We start from the raw sequence: 18,130 nt of genomic DNA on the forward strand, positions 1-18,130 counted from the left end.
TTCGCTGCCCTCCGGCGCACCAGCCGGTCAGTGGCCGGCTTCCGCCGCGTAGCGCCGGAGCAGGTCCTGGCCGGCTGGGCCGGAGAGCGCGGGTACGAGCGCGGCGTCGGCCACGATGGTGTGCTCCGCCAGCGGTACGAACCCGGCGGTGCGCAGCGAGGCCATCAGGGACTGGCAGTCCTGGCCGCCGCGCATGAAGGACGGCGCGGTCGCCACGACCGCGGGGCCGCCGATCCGGGCCAGGAGCTCACCCAGCAGCAGGACGTCGAGGCCGGTGCCGGCCCAGGGTTCGTTGACCGACACGTGGCTGAGGAGCACCAGGTCGCCGAGATCGGTGCGCGGCCCCTTGCCCAAAGCCTCCCGTACGGCGGGGACGAGGCGGCTGCGGCCGCCCCGGCGGGTGAACGCGGACCCGAGCACCGCCTCGGCCAGCTCCGCCTCCAGGACTTCCGCCTGCTGCACCGCTGCGAGGACGCCGACGTCCACCGCGCCCCGCTCCAGGCGGATCCGGTGGACGGCCACCACCCCCACCTGGTCGTGAGCCGCCGACCACTGATGCGGGTCCTCCCCCTCGGCCAGGAACCGCACGTTGAGCCGGTGCCGCTCCTGCCTTTCTCCTCGACCGACGGGGGCGCCGATCTCGCTGGTTACGGTGAGATGAAGGCGTGCCGGGTCGCCAGGAATGGCCGCCGGCGCCGACGGGGCGGGCACGGTGTCGCTCACGCTGCTCCTCTGGCGCGTCCTGGGCCTGGCTGAGCGCAGCATCGCAGATCACCCGGCTTCGGACACATCGCTGCTGGTCAGATGCCACAACCCGCAAACTGGGCACGGGTACGGGCGCAGCGGCGGGTTCTTGTCACCGCGCTTCCACTGGTGACGGAGCGCGTCGGCCTCTGTGACGTAGACCGCCTTTCGCAGACACACCGACCCGGCCGGCCCGAACTCGTCTAGCCGGGTCGCCTCCAGGTCGACGGGGAGGCGCTGCGGTAGCTGGCCCAAGGCCTGCCCGATGAATCGCTGGCCCTTACGTCGCTGCTCTGCGGGTAGGCCGATGACCGCTGCTGCGGCTGCTGTCAGTGGGCCTTCCTCCACGCGCAGACGGGTACGCCGAACCAGCGACTGGAGGACTCCCAGCTGCGGAACCTTTCGGGCCGCCGCGACCTGGCCCATCTCGGTGTTCCGCAAGAACCCGAGGAGCGCCCGGCCGGGGAAAAGGGTTCGGGCCGGGACTCGCAGCTGCCGCTTGGCGCCGCCGTGGCCTTCGTATCCCAGCACCCACCACATGGTGGGCGCGCCGTTGAACTGTTCCGGGACCGCGCGGATACAGGACTCGGGTGCGTAGCCCGTCGCAAGGCCTTCCACGACCTGCTCGATCCAACGGCCATCACGCACCTGTAGCCGTCCGCATCGCGTGCAGCGGAGGCCCTTCGGATGCTGCCCGCACCGTGCTGTCGTCGGCTCGTCAAGGAGAGCGCGTTCGTCCTCCCAGTGGCTGAGCGCCTCGATCATCGCCCGTGCCAGCAGCTGCCGGTTCGCCTCTGCCAGCGCCATGTCAATGCGCCGCGCCGGCTGTATGGGTTCACCGGCGCGGTGGGCCACCCGCAGTCCGAACCGGGCCACCGCGTACCGCACGATGTCGGGCACCGCAACGGACTGTGTTGCACACGCCAGAGCCACGTGCTGGCCTTCCCAGGCCAAGTCGCGCATGACAGCCACTTCCAGGACCTTCTCGGGCGGGAGCTCCAACGGGTGTCGGGCCGTGAACTGCAGGACCTGGCCGTCCACGGTCGCTTCCAGCATCATTGCGCCGGCGATGGCGCCTTCTGGGTGCTTGCCGCCGTGCACCGCCGCGTGCCTGAGCAGGAGCTGCCGAGCCCACCGGTGGAACGCCCGCTGCTGCTGCGTCTGCTGTTCCGCCGAGACTCCTGGGGGGTGTCGGACCAGCTGCACCTTGCACTGTGCGAGCAGCAGGGCCCGTCCTGTCGCCCAGCTGATCCCGGCATCCCGTGCGATGACTGAAAGTGCACGTTCGGCCGGGCCGCTGGTCGTGTTCGCCATCACGGAACTGATCAGCTCGGCGGCGGTGATCGGGCTCCTGGTGACCGTCGACAGCATGAACTCTCCGTCGCCGGTGTCTACGCGAAGTCCCCAACGGCAGGGCTCAGCGATAGTCTCTGGGCCCAGGTCCACCACCCCTGCCGGCTTCGGCGCGCCGGGCTGGTCGAGCAGCCCCAGTACCCACAGGCGAAATGCCCTTGCGTTCTCAGATACCTCCGGGTCCAGCTCCGCCGGTTCGACCGGGTTCCGGAGTACCTCCGTCTGACAGGCCGCCAAGATCGCCGGCATGACGCGGTGCCACCGCATGCGGTGCAGCCGACGGATCTCCAGGGAAAGGCTCTCCCCTTCGGGGCCAGACCGGCTGTTGGCCATCGCGTGCCCGATCAGCTGACCTCGGGTCTGGGGTTCCACCGTCGTGTGCGACAACGTGAAGGGTCCCGCGCTGGTAGCGATCCGCACACCCCAGTGGCCGGGCGCCAGCAGCTCATCCGACCCGGCATCCTGCGGATTCGGAGTGTGCGGGTCGTCGCTCAATCCCCGGGGCTCCGTTCCTCCCACCATGCGGTCCAACATAGCCCCTTCGAAGGAGATAACCAAGGTGATCCCATTTGCCTCTCGCGAAAGGGAACACTACGGTTAACCCATGCCTGATGACGAGGTGTGCCCACAATCCGGCGCGAGCGAGACCGACCGCCTAGAGCTGGCCATTGACGAACTGACCGCCGTCTTCGCGCGTGAGCTGGGCAGGAGCGAAGGCGGCCAACGAGACGGGCCCATCGACCCGTACGACGGCAGCAACGCAACCGAAGCCGAACGCCTCGCCTACCTACGCGTCCTCAAGCACGCCACCGGGCACCTCTCCAGTCGAACCGACCAGACCGCACTCGGACTCCTAGACAGCGGCACCCCCCTGGAGGACGTCGCCCAAGCCCTCGGTGTGGGAGTCCCCGCCGTGCGCAAGCGGTTCGGCGCCGCCCGCCAGGGCGAGCGAGTCGCGGTCGTCATCTCGCGGCGCGATCGGGTACGGCATGACGAGAGCGACCCCCGGGGAAGCTTCGGCGAGGTCGGCGGACAGGCGCAGTACGCGAGCGACCGAGGGGTCTGGCCCATCGGCGCCGGCGTGCGAGCGGAGGCCGAGTTCGCCATCGTCGCCGTGGACGGAGTCGTCCGACGCGTCTACCGGATCGACCCCGACGGATGGCGCGAGCACTCGTCCCGACTTTGGGAGTTCACGGCCTTCGGCGACGTGCCGCTCACCCAAACCGAGATCCGCCAGGCCCAGATCACGGGCGATCTTCCCCTTGTACCGGGCGACGCCTGTCCCACCCGAGTTGGCGGAGCCTACCGGCCCTACCGGTTCCACCCGACCGTCACCTCGACGCCGACCGGGGAGCAGCAGTAGTGGAGTACACCGACGTCCAGCAGCGAGACCTGATCCGGAAGCGGAAGCTGAGCGAGGCCCAGCAGCTGGCCTTGGTCCAGGCCCTCAGCCACCCCCGCCGGGCCGTGCCCATGTACTCGGCTAAGACCGGCGAAGTCCTCAAGCGTCACCGCCTGGTCAAATTCGCCCCTCCCGCCGACGGCCGCAGCGCCGAATGGCGCCTCAACGACGAAGGTGTCGAAGTGGCCCGTCGCCTTGCGGGTGCCATCGGCGGGGAAGTCGCACCGAACCAGACCGCACCCCAGGACGCCCCACCGGACCGGGCTGACGATGAACTTGCCACCCTGCGGACCATCGAGAGCCGACTTCGTGCCTACGCCGATGAGCTCGAATCGAGTGCGACCCCCGAACGACTGGAGTCCACCGCTGTTGTTGCCCGGGTCTGGGCCATCCTGGGCGACACCGGGGCACGGCCGGTCCCTACGGACACCGAATGGACCGGCTGGCGCGCGGGCATCCTGCTGGCCCTTCCCGACGGGGCCGACAAGCTCCTGCGCCTGGCCGTCCACGGAGACGGGTGGGCGGAACGAGACGCTCGGGACCGGGATGGCCAGCCCTTTCCCACCATCAAAGCACTCCGGCAGGCCCTTGCCCGCGGCAGTCGGCTCCGATGCTGGCCGGCAGACATCGCCGAACCACTGACCCCTGTCTACGAGCGCAGCGCCCAGCGACGTCTGCTCGGCTACCGGATGCCTGCGGAGCTGGTGCCCGTCTTCCGGGCTGCCTTGGCTGAGGCCAGCGGAGCCAGCGCCTCGTCACCCCCGTAACTGTTCGACACCGGAGTTCACATCGCCGAGATTCGGCAGGCCCAGCTCGCGGGTGACCTGCCCCTGGTCCCGGGCGACGCCTGTCCTACCTGGGCCGGCGGGGCCTACCGGCCGCCCCGCTTCCACCCGACCCCGACCCGGACCCCGACGCCGCACGGGGAACTGCAGTAGGTCGTGCCGGCAAGGACCAGCGGCAGGCCCCGATCCACAGTTGGCGCCACCGAAGACCAAGGAGCAAGCACAATGGCCGGTTCCGTTCCCGACGCCGTCGGCTACATCTGCGCCGTCACCCTCACATGGGAGACGCAGACCCAGACGCTGATGCCTGACGGCCACACAACTCGTTACAGGACCCAGGGGTGGGTTGCCACCTCTTTCCCCCGCTTCGGCGTGGACCCGCGGTCGGACCGTGAGCGGCTGACCCAGGACGTGATCAGCGGTGCGCGGGAGAGCCTCGGAGCCCCCCACGACGCGGCCGTGGCGTTCCTCTCCCTGGAGCCGAAGGACCTCGGAATCACTGGAACCGACCCGGTCGAGTACCTCTGTACAGTGACACTCGCCTGGTACGAGGTTATGCGGCCGGACGGTTACCAGGGTTCGCAGTTGATGCAGGCCACCTCCTCTTCCCGCGTCAGCGTGGATCCCCGGTGGGACCGTGAGCGGCTGACCCAGGACGTGATCAGCGGTGCGCGGGAGAGTCTCGGAGCCCCCCACGACGCGGCCGTCGTGTTCCTGTCCATGGAACCGAACGACCTCGGCTTGGGACGCCCCTACGGCTCGGCGCCGGTCGCCTGAGCGGGGAAGGATCCACCGGCTCCGGCTCGCTGGCGCCTGATCACCGAAACGGCCGACTAGACAGGTCGGGCGGGACCTGGGGCCGGGCAGCGCCGTCGCACCGGACCGCGACGGTGCACCGCGCAATGACGGCGGCCGCCGAGACGATCCGACCCGGGTCGGCCTGCAGTGATGGACACCAGCAGGAGACCGATGATCAGGCCAGGACCTGGCACCACCCCGTGGTCCCCGACCGGCTCACGTTCGTATCGTCGGCCGTCGGTAGAGTCCGGGCTATGACCACACCGAGGGGAGTCCGGGTCGACCACGGATCGATCGAGCTGGACCTGGAGGTGCGCGGCTTCGACGGTTGCCAGATCGAGTACGTGCCGGAACAACAGAACACTGGGGGAGAGGCCGAGCTGCTGGACGCGGTCCAGGCGGCGGTCAACGCGGCCAACGGCGGCGGGAGGGGGGAGACGATGTGGGGCCAAGGCCCCGTTCTCACCTTGGCCGGCGCCGGTGTCTCGCTCAAGGACTACTGGGGGCCCGACTCCCTGACCGCCTGGCTCCTCGCCTTCGCCCGAGCACTCGAAGCACACGGGCTCGCCGGTCGGGTCGCCGCCACCCCTGCGGTGATGCCACCGCGCTGGTTCCGATTCGGCGCCGGGCCCCGGGCTGGCGCCTTCCTCGCCCTGAAACAGCCCCTCACCGAGCGGCCCTTCGCCGAGGACTGGTGCCGAGACGCCGACGCCTGGGCACGACTTGGCGGTGGACAGGTCCACCTCGCCGCCGGAGCCGTACTCCAGCGCGGCCCCTCCACCGACATAGCCCGGCACCTCGCGCGCTCCCTCAGTAACACCCACACCTCCCTCGCCTACCTCGACGAGGACCGCACCCGGGCCTCCAGGGTGTGGGCGCAGGACGACGGCCTGGCCGTCATCCAGGTCTACGACCCGGCCGCCGGATGGGAAGCCCTGGTGGAGCGGGCCCGGCACGCCGTTCTGAGCAACGCGGCTCGGGCCCGGCTCGCCTTCGTCGACATGACCCAGAGCTGGTCCTACGGCTGGCAGGACCGCGGCCGTGAGCTGCCCACCGTCCCCGTCCACGCCGTGTCCCGCAACGACCCGCTGTGGGCCCGGCGCCTGCCCGACGTTCACGCCATCCAGCTGCTGACCGGCCGCCACCTCGACCGGGTGCACGACCTGTCCGGCTGGGACGTCACCGAGATCCACCCAGGCCGATGGCTCGTTGAGACCCGCGACCTCGCCGCCTGGTGCGCGCCGGGTGGCCCACCGGAGGACATGCTCGTGCGGGCCCGTGCCGACTTCGGAGCCGCGATCGTCACGGAGCGGGATCTGCGGTGACCCGCCAGCCGGGCGGACCGGCTGCGAGCGGGCCTCCCCATGCGTCTGCCGATAGCGCGCCGGGCCGAGCCACTGTCACGGCCCGTGCTGGCGCCGTCGGGTGCGGTGGCTCCCGACGGCGCCGTTCGCCACCACTTTCCTGGCCGCGCCCAACTCAGCACCTCGCTCCGTCCTGCTGCCCGTTGTTCCCGGCGAGCCGGACTTCTCCGATCAGCGCAAGCGCCAGGGCCCGGCTGGAGGTCTTCCGGCCGGGCCCTGCACAGGTGAGGGCGGGGGTCAGCGGACCTGGGCAGTGGGCTTGGCGGTGAGTCTGGCGATCAGCTGCTCCGTCTCGTCCTGGAGCATCCCGTCCCACCCCATCTCGACGGTCATCTGCCGGACCTGGTCGATGACAGCGCGCACCCCGGCCTGGTTGCCCGCCCGCTGCTCGATCCGCATCCAGCTCCGATAGAGCACCTCGGCGGCCGGCTCGACGTCGAGTCCCACGGCCACGGCCCGCCGGGCTGCCTCGATGTCGAGGATCTCGTTCTGGATGCGCAGTGTGGCCACGGCGTGGGCGGTGTCCACGATTTGGCCGACCATGGTCTGGACGAGCGGTGCAGCCCAGGTGTGGGCGCCGGCTCCGCCGAATGGCCTGCCACGGACGAGATCGAGCGCGGCTTCAAGGTCCAGGACCCCGGCCGCATTGTGGGGCAGGCCGCGCTGGGCGAGGTAGCTGAACGTGGCGTAGTCGCAGGTCACCTCCTCGCTCAGGACGTACTGCTCGACGCCCTTCGGCTTGGGCCGCAGGTAGGCCTCGCCGTTGGAATCGACGCCCAGCCGACGCCGCAGGCGCGACATGTGGGTGTCCATCGTCGACTGCGTCCACGGGCTGACGGGGTCCATGTTGTTGGCGATCGCGCCGTAGCCCCGGTCGGACTTGAAGAGCAGCAGCGCCGCCAGCAGCACCAGCTTCGGCTGGATCGGCGCGTCACCGATCCCGGTGATCCGCAGCGGCCCCAGCACCTGCACCTGCGGAGCGGACCCGGCGGCCGGAACGGGGGCATCGCCTTCGCGGACCACGCTTACCCGCGGCGGAACCTTCGTCAGCACGGGTGCGGCAGCCTCGACCGAGGCTTCTTCCGCAGGGGAGCCGGCTGTGTCCACCGGGCCTTCGGCCTGGGCGGGGACGCTCTCCTCGGCCTGGCCGACGGCGTCCGCCCGGAGCGGCGGCGCGGCCTCCGGTGCCGGGAGGGCGTCGGTGGCCTGGATGGGGACGGTGACGGCGAGCACGGTCTCCTCCCCGGCTGCCTCCACCGCCATGTCCTCTTGCCGCTCGTCCTTGGACGTCGTCCTCACCTCTTCCTGGGTGGCCAGCGGGGACAGGTGGCGGCGGGGAGCAGTGTTGCCCTTGGTCAGGGAGGAGGGGCCGAAGGCCTTGCGGTCGGGGTCGGGGACCAGGGCCCACGCTCCCTCGGCCGAGGTGGCGGGTTGCGCCGCGGTGGTCAGGTCGGCGGTCAGCTGCCGGTAGACCTCGTCGCTGACGCGCTGCAGCACGACCTCGGCGTCCAGCGACTCAAGCGACTGGAGCTCGGTCACGAGGTTCGCATCCAGGACCTCGGCGTCCGGGAAGAGGTCCCGGGCCTGGCCGGCCGCTGGCAGGATCGCTGCGACGCGCACCTCGGCGGGGACCTTGCCAATGACGTCTGCGAACTCGTACAGCTCGTCCGGCGACGGGACGGTACTGCACACCACCATCCAGGGCAGCGGCCGCTCGCCGCCCTCGTGCTCGGCCTGGTGGAGCTCGACCATCACCCGTGCCAGGTCGGCGGTGGCGGTGGCCAGGCGCGGGACGAACATGGTGCGGCATGCGGGCAGGAGCTGCTGCAGTTCCAGGCCGAACCCGGCGGTCATGATCTCGGTGTGGTCGGACCACAGCGCGGTGCCGGCCTCCATCGCGATGCCGCGAGCGACTTCGCGCACGTTCTGCTCGTCGCCGTCCAGGAGCAGCACGCGGGCCTGGTGAAGGTCCGCCAGCAGCAGGGTGTTGTCCTCGGCGGTGCCGATGGTGGCCAGGCCCGGGTAGGGGGCGGGGACGGTGCGGGCCTCCTCGGCGTCCAGCAGGACGGCGCGGTCGCCGCGCACGCCCCACCACCCGCCCGGCCGGTCGTTGAACGGGGTGAGCGCCTCGGCGTCGGTGTCCTCGACCAGGATCTCGACCCGGTCCTGCTGGACTCGCGCGCCGACGATCTGCGGCAGGTCCTCGGGGTGGTGATGGGCGAGAGTGCGCAGCGCGCGGTCGAGCAGGTCGACCAGGACGGGGGAGGAGGTGCGGTCGAGCACCATCTCGGCCTGGCTGGTCTCCTGCGGCACGGCGATCTGCTCCCCGGGTCGGCGCTCGCGCTGCTGGGCTCGGCGGCGGGCAGCGATGACCGCCAGGGCGCCCGCGCCGAGGAGGGCGGCGACCCCGCCGATGCCCTGCTGGACGGAGAGCGGTGACCGGGCGTCGTCGGTCGTGGCCTCGACCGGTTCCGCGGACTGGGATGCAGCCGTGGGTGTCGTCGGGGCAGCGGGGGCGGCGGCCGCTGGAGAGGCGGGCTCGGAGGCGTCCGGCGCAGACCGGTTCGGTGTGGGCGAGGGTGTGTCTGCCGTCGCCGGGGCACTCGTGGTGGCCGCGGGAGCGGGGACGTCGGCAGCGGGCGCAGGAGCCGGCTCTTGTGCGGGGGTGGCCGGTGCTGCCGTGGCCGGTCCCGGGATCACGATGACGTCGCCGGGAAACAGCTGGTCGGCGTCGGTGAGGTGACGCCCGCCCGGTTGGCGGACCTCTTTCGACGCCTCCAGCAGCTGCGGGTACTTGTCGCCATCGCCGAGTTCCTTCTCGGCGAGCGCGGAGAGGGTGTCACCGGACTGGACGGTCACGGTGTGTCCGGCGGGTGGGACGGTCTCCGGGGCGGGCGCGGGTGCCGTGGGTTCCGGGGTCTCGCGTGCTTCGGCGGGCAGGTGCAGGACCGTACCGGGCTGGAGCAGGTCGCCGGTCTTGATCTGCGGGTTGAGGTCGGCGATGTCGTGCCAGCGGGTGCCGCTGCCGAGGTAGTGCTGGGCGAGGTCCCACAGGGTGTCCCCGGCGACGACGTGGTGGACCGGACCGGTCTGGGCGTCTGGGGCCGTTGCCGGGGAAGAGGTGGCGGTCGTACTCGCGCCGACCGCGGCGGGCGCGGTGACGGAGACCGGGGCGGCGGATGCGGTCTGCGGGGCGGCGAACGCGGCACCGGCGGGCAGGAGCATCGCCACTCCCGCCACCAGGGTGGCGGCCAGGCGCTGGGTGGCGCCGAGAGCCCGTACGCGCGGCGCACGGCGGTGGCGCAGCAGCGCGGCGACCTCGACCAGGGTGGAAGCGGCGAAGGACAGCCAGCCGGCCCAGCCGAGGAGGGTGAGCGCGCCCAGGAAGAGGCTGCCGCTGTCCGGGGCGGTCAGCGCGGCGGTGACGTCGCCCCAGCCCGGCACCTGGTGGGGCAGGGTGCCGACCTGCCACAGCAGTACCGGCACGACGACGAGCAGCGCGGCCAGGACGGCGAGGGCGGCCACCCCCTTGAGGGCGGCGGTGAGGCGGGAAGCGGTACGGCGGGGCATAAGGGGGTCAGCCTCCCTGGACGATCAGCGTGGCGCTGCCGTGGCCGGTGACGGTCATGTCGCCGGGCCAGAAGTAGGGGTGGTAGGTCTCGGTGACGGAGACGTTGATCGAACCGTCGCCACCCCAGGTCACTGTGCCAGCGACGCCGGCGCTGCGGAGGTAGGCGGCGGCGGCGCGCTGCGCGGCGTTGTGGTCGATGGCGACGCCGCCTCCGGAGATGGCCTGCCCGGCGTTGACGGCCTGCGCGCCGGAGCGGGCGGCTTCCTGGGCGGCGGCCTCGGCGTGGTTGAGGGCGCGGAGCTTGCCGGCGCCGTCGATGACGAAGGCGATCAGCAGCATGATGGTGGCCGTGGCGACGGCCACGAACAGGGTGATGCTGCCCCGGTCGCCTGCGGCGCGGCGGCGGGCGAGGAGGCGGCGCAGACCGGCCGGCCGGGACGGGCGGGGCGTCATGCTGTGGGCCTTCCGCGGTAGGCGTCGATCGAGGACGTGAAGTCGCTGCTGGCCGTGGTGCTGCCGGGCAGGCCCGGGAAGGCGACGTCGGACAGGGAGACGGTGCAGCGCACGCTCACCGTGACGGAGGACGGCGTGCCCAGCGGGGCCTGGAATCCGGAGGTGGGCACGGTCACCGACAGGCCGGTGCAGGTGAGGCCCTGGTCCTGGAAGGTCTGGCGGGCGACGCGCTGCGCCGCGGTGCGGGCGGAGGCGGCGTCGCGTTCGAGGGAGGCGGCCCGGGCCGCGTTGCGGGCGGCGTCGTCGACGACGTTGCGGGCGAGGTGGACGCGGCCGGCGGCCACGATGACGACGAGCATCCCGAGCAGCACCGGGGCGAGGATGGCGAGTTCCAGGCTGACGCTGCCCCGGTCACCGCGACGGCGGCGCAGGCGCCGGGCGGCCGAGGGGAGGCGGTGGAGGAGGTTCACGGGGCGGTCACCCGCTCGCGCGGGGCCGAGGCGTGCTGGTGCACCGGCAGGCTGAGCCCGGGGATCCAGGTGGCCACCGTCCCGGTCACGTCGATGCGCACGGTCTGGCCGTCGCTGCCGGAAACCGAGCGGCCGCTGACGGAGGTTCCGGCCCGGTCCAGGAAGTCCTGGGCCGCTGCGGTGCCCTGGCCGAGTGTCGCGCCCTGGATGCGGGCGCGTTCGACGCCGCGCTGGGCGGCGGACAGGGCGACGCCGCGGGCGTGGTACCAGAGCCCGGCCTGGATGATCACGAAGATCACCGTCATCACGGCGGGGAAGAGGATGGCGAGTTCGAGGGAGACCGCGCCGCGGTCCCCGCCGGGCCCGCGGCGTCGCGGCCTTCGGCGGGCCCGGGGGGCCGGGCGTGGTGTGGACATGGACTGACAGCTCCTGTGGGAGGACCGAATGCGGCCGACGGGTGCGGGGCCGCGCTACTTGATCGCCGCCTCCTTCTCGGTCAGCTTCGTGGCAATGAAGGTGCCCAGGCCGATTGCGGCCAGGACCAGCGCGCCGATGATGATCGCGGCCTCGATGGACATGCCGCCGTAGTCGCTGCGCGTACGGGCGTCCCGCAGTCTGTACAGCTGGTAACGGATGCGGGTGAGGAAGGCCTGGATGACGGGGTCGGCCGAGGCCGCCTTCTCGAAGTCGGGCATGACGGACGTCCTTTCGGAAGAGGGATGACAGAAACGGGGCGCCGCTCAGGCGGACATGATCTGCGCGACGGCGGGATAGCCCATGTAGAGCGACATGATCAGCAGGAGGGCCGTCACGGGGACGATCATCTTCTCCGAGGTGATGTTCGCCCTGGCGCGCTCCTCGGCCAGCAGGGTGCCGCGCAGACTGGACGCCTGCGCCTCCAGCGTCGTGTAGACGGAGGCGCCCTCCTCGCCGGCGATGGCCATGATGTCGGCCGGGGCGCCGAGCTCGGGAACGCCGAGCTCCTCGCTGAGCTGGCGCAGGCCGTCCCACGGCGAGACCCCGCTCAGCTCGGCACGCAGGAGGGTGTCCCGCAGCCGGACGAACACCCAGCCGTCGCCCAGCAGCGCGGCCTTGCGCAGCGCCTCGCTCGGCCCGGCGTCGGCCGCGCGCTCCAGGCACACCAGCTCCAGGTAGGAGGCGATGCCGAACCGGAACGCCCTGCGGGCCTCGCCCGCCTCCTCCTTCACGTTCAGGTCGGGCACCATCCACATCACCGCGGCCAGCCCCAGGGACACCAGGGCCGGCACCGCGAAGGGCAGCGAACCGCCCGCTAGCGCGATGACGGCCGGCACCAGCGCCGGGAACAGCAGCCCCAGCAGCGCGAACCCGACCTTCTGGCCGACGTGGGAGGCCGGGGTACGCCCCAGCAGCTCCAGGTCGCGGCGCGGCAGCCGGAACGGACCTTCACCGACCTGGCCGAGCAGCCGGGCGCCGATGCGCTCCAAAGCGGAGTCGGCGCTGCGCATCGGCCGCGGGTCGAAGTTCTCCAGCCGGCGGGCGTCCATGCGGCGCAGCACGTCGCTCAGATCGGGGCGGGTGCGGGTGGCACCGGCGATGGTGACGGCGACGCCCAGGCCGGTGACGGCTCCGGCGGCGATGGCGGGTGCGGCGGCGATCACCGGCTGTCCTCCTGTCGGTCGTCGTCCGGGGCGGCGAGGATCCGCGGTGCCGGCTTGGTCAGGGACATGCGGCGCATCCAGACCAGGACCGCGCCGAACGCGGCCGCCAGGGCGAGGAGGTAGAGGTGCCCGAACGGTGTGCTGTAGGGCTGGACGTACTTGCCGGACAGGACGGAGAGGCCGAACACCCCCAGGCAGATCAGGGCGACCCACCGGGCGTTGGCCCTCGGCTTCTCCCGGTCGGCCTCGACGGTCTCGCGCATCCGCACCTCCTCACCGACCTGGTCGGCGAGCTTCTCCAGCGCCCGGCCCAGGCCCGCGCCGCGGTCCTCGACGTGGCCCATCATCAGCAGCGCGACGGCGTCGGCGGTCGCGTCGTTCATCTCGTGCCCGAAGGCCCGGTAGGCCTCCTGCGGGCGCCAGCCGGACCCGAGACGGGCCGTCAGCCGCGAGATCTCCGGCACCAGCTCGGGCGGGGTGCTGCGCAGGCTCGCGGTGACCGCCGCCTCCAACGAGGTTCCGGCGGTGTGGATGTTGCTCAACCGGCGGACCCACTGTTCGAGGGCTTTCAGCCGCTTGATCTGCCGCGTGCTGCCGCGCCCTGGCTGGAGGATCCACGGCATGCCCAGGGCCGCGGCGGTCGTCAGCAGACCGCCCAGCAGCCAGGAGGAGACCAGCCACACCGCGAGCCCCGCGACCACGGAGGCACCGAGAACCAGCCGTCCGCGCCCGCGCAGCCCGGTGGCCCCGGCCCGCAGGCGCCGTTGCAGCGCCCCCTCGGGCCGGGCCTTCGGCGCGGTGCCGGTCCCGACGAACCCCGCCACGGCCACGACGACGCCCAGCACCGTGACGGAGCCGCCGACGCCTGCGACCAGAACCTCCGGCGTGATGGTCACAGCGCCGTCACCGTCCTCAGCTGCTGCTTCCAGGCGCCCCACGGCTGGTGGAGGAGTGTCGGGTCGAGGCCGGCGCGTACGAGGTCGCCGATGCACTGGGGGAGCATGTGCGGGACGGCCCTCGGTTCCCGGTGGCCGCCGGGGTCCTGGCGCGGGCCGAAGATGGTCTGGCGGGAGGGGATCCCGCGCTCGCCGACGCCGGTGATCTCGACGATCTGGGAGACGAAGCGGTGGCGGCTGCCGCCGATCGCGGTCTCGTCGACGAGGCGCACGTAGACGATGAAGTCCAGGCTGAGGGCGATCTTGCGGTAGGCCGACCGGTCGGTGAGCCCGGCCTCCTCGACCAGCTCGACGAGGCGCTCGATGACCATCTCCGCGCTCTTGGCGTGGATGGTCGCCATGCTCCCGCCGTCGCCGCTGTTGAAGGCGCGCAGCATCGGCAGCGCCTCGGCGCCGCGGACCTCGCCGACCAGGACCCGGCGCAGCGACATCCGCAGGCTCTGCTCGAACAGCTCGCTGAGGGTGATCTCGCCGACCGGCCGGCCGTCGGGCCCGCGTTCGCCGTTGCCCTCGCGGGCTTCGAGCGCCACGACCTCGGGGGCCTCGGGGTCCTCGTGGAGCCACAGCTCGAAGGAGTCCTCCAGGGTGCCGATGCGCTCGAACCGGGGGATCTCCAGGGCCATGGCCCGCATCAGGCTGGTCTTGCCGGCGCCCATGCTGCCCGCGATGACCACGTTCTTGCGGGCCCGGACGGCCGCCGCGAGGAAGGCCACGAGGGTAGAGTCGAGGGTGCCCCAGGCCTGGAGGTCCGCCAGCCGTTGGGAGCGGGTGCGGTGACGGCGGATCACGACGTGGGGCCGGTCGCTGACCCAGGCGGTCGCCGCGAGGCGGGAGCCGTCGGCCAGGCGTGAGTTGATCAGGGGCGTGGCCGGGGTGAGGCTGCGCTCGCCCTGGCCCTGCGTGCGCACGACGTTGTTGACCAGGGCGATGAGATCCGCTTCGGACTCGGCGACCGGGCCGACCTCGGCGGAGGGCCGGTCGCGGTAGTCGACTCGGGTACTCGTCCCGCGGACCAGGATGTTCTCGACGTCCGGGTCGTTCAGCAACGGCTGCAGCCGGCCGGCCTCGAACAGCTCCTGGAGGACCGACCGCCGTACCGCCTGCTCGCCGTCCTGGGTGAGCGCGCCGGCGGTGGCGGCGTAGTCGGTGGCCCACACGCTCACGACGCTGGTCACCAGGGACTGGCCGAGCTGCTGCCGGTCCTCGCGGGACATGCCCGGGTTCTCTGCGGTGGCGGTGGCCAGCCGCTCCGCGACCAGCGTTCGCAGCTTCGTGATCTCCGGGTACGGGACCGGCGGGGCGGTGGGGGCGCTCGCCACGACCGGGCCGGTGCGCACGGCGGGAAGCGACGGCGCGGGGACGGGCCGGGGGGCCTCGGCGGCAGGGATGCGCCAGCCGGTGCCCTCGTGGCCGGCCAGCAGGGCGTCGCGGAAGCGCGCCGCCCGCGAACCCGGTTCGTCGGCCGGGGCGGAGGGAGTGATGACGTCAGACACGCGTGGCCTCCTGGGCAGGCCGCGGTGCCAGCTGGACCCTGCGGCGGGTGGCGTCGAGGGTGAGCTGTTCGTGGGCGCTGCGGGCACCGCGCACCAGCGGCGCGAGGTCGAAGCGCCCGCGCACGGTGCCGCCCGAGCCCAGCGCCGCGGCCGTGGCGGGGTCGTGTGGCACGGTGGCGACCACCGGCACGCCCAGCGCCGCGGCGATCTGGCCCGCTTTCAGCGGCCCGTCCTCGACCACCACCAGCCGCAGAGATCCGGCGCCAGCACCCCGACGGTCGAGGTCCTCGCGCAGCACCCGGATCACCGGGGCGGCCGCCGCCACCGACGAGGTGTCGGCGCGCACCAGCAGCAGGAGCAGGTCCGCGCGGCGCAGCAGCGGCGCGGGGGAGTAGGTGTCGCTGAGGCCCGTCGCCGACTCGACCACCGCCCGGCCCGCGTCCACCAGCACGTCGTAGCCGTCCTCCTCCATCACCCGCAGCAGCCGGTGCAAGGGCTCCCACGTGCCGGCCAACGACGGCGACTGGGTCGGGTCGGTCAGCCCGGGCAGCAGCAGCCGGTGCCCGTCCCGGTCCAGCGGCACCAGGTGCTGCTCGAAGACCTCGGCGAGCGTGCCGTCGCGCTGCGCGGTGGCCAGACGGTGCAGACCGATGGCCGCGGTGGTCTGCTGGCCCTGGAGGTAGCCGGTGCGGATCGTGCCGCCGGACGGGTCGCACTCGGCGAGGAGGGTGCGCTTGGGGCTGGCCAGGGCCAGGGCCAGAGCGGTGGTGGTGACCCCGCAGCTCTTCGCGGAGATCAGCGCGGTGAGCATCAGGGCCTCGCCTTCAAGACGATCGCGATGCGGCCCGTGGCCGCCCAAGAGGCGACGACGGGGCTGTCCACCGGTCCGACGGCCAGGTCGACGACGCGGACTCCGTTGGCGTCGGCCTCACCGACCTGCACGACGACCGCACCGATCGTGGAGGGCCGCGTGTTCGGAGCCGCCTTGTCGTCCTGGGGGCCGGGAGTGGAGACGACCTGCACCTCGTCGCCCGGTTGCAGGGCCTGGGCTGGCAGCTGGCCGGGCTTGGCGAGGACCCCGACGGTGTCCTTGCCCGCCCTTATCGGCTGACCGGCGCGCACAGAGTCGTCCGTCACCAGGGTGCCAGCCGGAAGGTCGGCGGCCGCGGCCTTCCCCAGGATGTCGTGGGCGCGGGAGAGCGGGACCGGGTGCAGCGCGGGGTCCGCGATGACGGAGGCGGTCCGCAGGTCGTCGGACGTGATGATCTTCCCGGCGGGGATCGGGTGCGCCACGGCGACGACCTGGACCCGGTCGGCCGCCTTGACGTTGTAGTAGGCCGCGACGAGCCCGCCGACGGCGGTCAGCGCAACACCCAGCGCCATCAGCGCGGGCCGCCGGCCACGACGCGGACCCGGGTCCGCCACGGGCAGCGGCCCGGACTGCCCGTCCTTCGCGCCGTCACCGGCCGCAGCGCGCCGCGGCCTGGTCAGAGTCGGTGCCATCACACAACCTTGGGAGTAGGGGAGTTGGCGGCGTTCGCGGCCGCGCTCACTGGTTCAGGGCCTGGGCCTCGGCGATCGCCACCGCGGTCGCCGCCTGGCGGTCCGTGGTGATGCGCCCGGTCTGGCCGGTGCTCGCCGTCCAGTCCACGACCCACTTGCTCGTCGCGTTGATCGCGTACCGGCCGGCCTTGGTGTAGGTGTGGCCGCATTCGGGCTGCCGGGCACCGTACTCGGGCAGGTAGGCCTTGCCCGCGGTACGGCAGGTCTCGGTCGAGCCGTCGCCGGTGGTCCAGATGATCCGGTCCACGTGCGCGGTCGCGGTCACCGTGACGCCGCCCGCCGACACCGAGGCCGACTTCGGGCCCCAGGTGGTGTCCTTGACGGCTGTCCACAGCCACACCGGAAGGCCCACCAGCGATGTCGATCCAGGCTTCGGGGCGATGCCGATCTCCGCGCCGGTCAGCCGCATGCTGTCCACGGCCTGCTGGGCGAGCTGGGCGGGGTCGACCATGCCGCCCATCCCCGGCGGCGGAGTGGCGCTGTACATGGCGCCGCTCATCAGCTCGGCGCCCTTCGCCGTGCAGGTCCGGTTGTAGAGAGCGCCCTGGCCGGGCTTCCAGTCGGCCGGCAGGCCGGTGGCGAGCTTCCAGCTGTCACTGTCCGGAGGCGGCTGCGGGTCGTAGGCCTTCCAGTAGCAGCTGTCGTTGGGGTTGAACCAGCCGTACTTGTCGACGTAGCAGGCCGCCTCGGCGCCGTCGATCAGGCACTTCGCGCCGCCGCCGCTGTTCCCACCACCACCGTCGCCTCCCCCACCACCCGGCTTGCCGCCGGTGCCCCCGCTGGTGCCGCCTCCTCCGCCGGCGTGGAGGTTGCAGTCCGGGACCTGCGGAGGGCATTCGACGCCGCCGTCGGCCCAAGCCGCGGCTGCCGGAGCGAGGAGGGCGGCGGTGAGGACCGCACCGACGGTCACGGACCGCAGAGGTCTCAGCACGTCTGCTCCCGGTCGAATGCCGACTCGGAGATCAGCCAGTGGCCGTCCACCCGGTGAGCGACCGAGTTCATCACGTGACGCACAGTCCCGTCCGTAGTCGACCGTTGCCCTGTGGTCTTGTCGATCGGCTGGAACTTTGCGGTGTCCACGCAATCGCGGATCGTGGCTCGGGCCGGGGAGGACGCAAGGTCCACGGCCTGGACCACGGGGGACAGCTGCGGCCTTCCCGGCACCACCATGTTGTTCTTCTGGTAGTAGGCGACCGCCACCTTGATTCCGGCGAGTGCCTTGTCTCGGGTGTAGGTTTCCAAGTTGTCGACGCCGTCCAGCGAGCCCTGGTTGTAGGCCTTCACCGTCACGTCCCACATCCCCTGGTACGCCGTCAGTACGGCGGCCTTCGCGTCAGCGGTGGGGTCGGCAGTGGGCGTGGCCGTCGGGGAGGGGGGAAGCGGTGCGGTCGACGTGGGCGACGGCTCGCCCGCCTTCTCCTGTGCCGAGCACCCCGCCAGCAGGAGCGCTGCCGCCGTCAGGACCGCGCTCGTGATCCGCGCCCTGCTGCTGTGTGCCACGGTGTTCCCCCTCGATGTCGGTATGAGGCCGTGCTTGA

General features: G+C 72.3%; 18 protein-coding genes. 4 read left to right on the forward strand and 14 right to left on the reverse strand.

Annotation, left to right across the window (positions count from 1 at the left end; translation table 11 throughout):
- Window positions 1-27 precede the first annotated feature (27 nt).
- A complete protein-coding gene (locus ACFXPX_RS04950; protein ID WP_380591653.1) occupies window positions 28-723 on the reverse strand; it encodes a hypothetical protein in 696 nt (231 codons plus the stop codon).
- A gap of 48 nt (window positions 724-771) precedes the next feature.
- On the reverse strand, window positions 772-2,592 hold the full coding sequence (locus ACFXPX_RS04955; protein ID WP_380591655.1) for a hypothetical protein: 1,821 nt from the start codon (window positions 2,590-2,592) through the stop codon (window positions 772-774).
- A 109-nt stretch (window positions 2,593-2,701) separates the two neighbouring features.
- Here ACFXPX_RS04955 and ACFXPX_RS04960 point away from each other — a divergent pair, with 109 nt between their 5' ends.
- The 4 genes from ACFXPX_RS04960 (at window position 2,702) to ACFXPX_RS04975 (ending at window position 6,407) form a co-directional block, all read left to right on the forward strand.
- Complete coding sequence (locus ACFXPX_RS04960) at window positions 2,702-3,460, forward strand: hypothetical protein (protein ID WP_380522463.1); 759 nt, start codon at window positions 2,702-2,704, stop codon at window positions 3,458-3,460.
- A complete protein-coding gene (locus tag ACFXPX_RS04965) occupies window positions 3,460-4,266 on the forward strand; it encodes a hypothetical protein (RefSeq protein WP_380522464.1) in 807 nt (268 codons plus the stop codon). Before ACFXPX_RS04960 ends, ACFXPX_RS04965 begins: the two co-directional genes overlap by 1 nt.
- A gap of 243 nt (window positions 4,267-4,509) precedes the next feature.
- Window positions 4,510-5,061, forward strand: coding sequence for a hypothetical protein (locus tag ACFXPX_RS04970; RefSeq protein WP_380591656.1), 552 nt, complete (start codon window positions 4,510-4,512; stop codon window positions 5,059-5,061).
- A gap of 275 nt (window positions 5,062-5,336) precedes the next feature.
- Window positions 5,337-6,407 carry a hypothetical protein gene (locus ACFXPX_RS04975; protein ID WP_380522466.1) on the forward strand — a complete coding sequence of 357 codons (1,071 nt, stop codon included), beginning with the start codon at window positions 5,337-5,339 and terminating at the stop codon, window positions 6,405-6,407.
- Window positions 6,408-6,683: 276 nt separating this feature from the next.
- Here ACFXPX_RS04975 and ACFXPX_RS04980 read toward each other — a convergent pair whose 3' ends face one another.
- The 12 genes from ACFXPX_RS04980 to ACFXPX_RS05035 are packed head-to-tail and all read right to left on the reverse strand — an operon-like array spanning window position 6,684 to window position 18,092.
- Entirely contained in the window at window positions 6,684-10,016 is a 3,333-nt protein-coding gene (locus ACFXPX_RS04980) for a LysM peptidoglycan-binding domain-containing protein (RefSeq protein WP_380591658.1), read from the reverse strand.
- A gap of 7 nt (window positions 10,017-10,023) precedes the next feature.
- Window positions 10,024-10,470, reverse strand: coding sequence for a pilus assembly protein TadG-related protein (locus tag ACFXPX_RS04985; RefSeq protein WP_380522468.1), 447 nt, complete (start codon window positions 10,468-10,470; stop codon window positions 10,024-10,026).
- Window positions 10,467-10,940, reverse strand: a complete 474-nt coding sequence (locus ACFXPX_RS04990) for a TadE family protein (RefSeq protein WP_380522469.1) — start codon at window positions 10,938-10,940, stop codon at window positions 10,467-10,469. Before ACFXPX_RS04990 ends, ACFXPX_RS04985 begins: the two co-directional genes overlap by 4 nt.
- On the reverse strand, window positions 10,937-11,356 hold the full coding sequence (locus ACFXPX_RS04995) for a TadE family protein (protein WP_380522471.1): 420 nt from the start codon (window positions 11,354-11,356) through the stop codon (window positions 10,937-10,939). Before ACFXPX_RS04995 ends, ACFXPX_RS04990 begins: the two co-directional genes overlap by 4 nt.
- 54 nt (window positions 11,357-11,410) lie before the next feature.
- Entirely contained in the window at window positions 11,411-11,635 is a 225-nt protein-coding gene (locus ACFXPX_RS05000; protein ID WP_380522473.1) for a hypothetical protein, read from the reverse strand.
- A gap of 45 nt (window positions 11,636-11,680) precedes the next feature.
- Entirely contained in the window at window positions 11,681-12,580 is a 900-nt protein-coding gene (locus ACFXPX_RS05005) for a type II secretion system F family protein (RefSeq protein ID WP_380522474.1), read from the reverse strand.
- Window positions 12,577-13,476, reverse strand: coding sequence for a type II secretion system F family protein (locus ACFXPX_RS05010; protein ID WP_380522476.1), 900 nt, complete (start codon window positions 13,474-13,476; stop codon window positions 12,577-12,579). Before ACFXPX_RS05010 ends, ACFXPX_RS05005 begins: the two co-directional genes overlap by 4 nt.
- The gene (locus tag ACFXPX_RS05015; RefSeq protein WP_380522477.1) at window positions 13,473-15,029 is read right to left on the reverse strand and encodes a CpaF family protein; all 1,557 of its coding nucleotides are present in this window, start codon (window positions 15,027-15,029) and stop codon (window positions 13,473-13,475) included. Before ACFXPX_RS05015 ends, ACFXPX_RS05010 begins: the two co-directional genes overlap by 4 nt.
- The gene (locus tag ACFXPX_RS05020) at window positions 15,022-15,840 is read right to left on the reverse strand and encodes a hypothetical protein (RefSeq protein WP_380522478.1); all 819 of its coding nucleotides are present in this window, start codon (window positions 15,838-15,840) and stop codon (window positions 15,022-15,024) included. The genes ACFXPX_RS05015 and ACFXPX_RS05020 overlap by 8 nt, the downstream gene beginning before the upstream one ends.
- Window positions 15,840-16,532 (reverse strand): SAF domain-containing protein, encoded by a 693-nt coding sequence (locus ACFXPX_RS05025; protein ID WP_380522479.1) that lies wholly within the window; start codon window positions 16,530-16,532, stop codon window positions 15,840-15,842. The genes ACFXPX_RS05020 and ACFXPX_RS05025 overlap by 1 nt, the downstream gene beginning before the upstream one ends.
- Window positions 16,533-16,578: 46 nt before the next feature.
- Complete coding sequence (locus tag ACFXPX_RS05030) at window positions 16,579-17,523, reverse strand: hypothetical protein (RefSeq protein ID WP_380522480.1); 945 nt, start codon at window positions 17,521-17,523, stop codon at window positions 16,579-16,581.
- Complete coding sequence (locus tag ACFXPX_RS05035; protein WP_380522481.1) at window positions 17,517-18,092, reverse strand: hypothetical protein; 576 nt, start codon at window positions 18,090-18,092, stop codon at window positions 17,517-17,519. Before ACFXPX_RS05035 ends, ACFXPX_RS05030 begins: the two co-directional genes overlap by 7 nt.
- Window positions 18,093-18,130: the final 38 nt, after the last annotated feature.

The sequence above is a fragment of the Kitasatospora sp. NPDC059146 genome (assembly GCF_042786665.1).
Lineage (GTDB): Bacteria > Actinomycetota > Actinomycetes > Streptomycetales > Streptomycetaceae > Kitasatospora.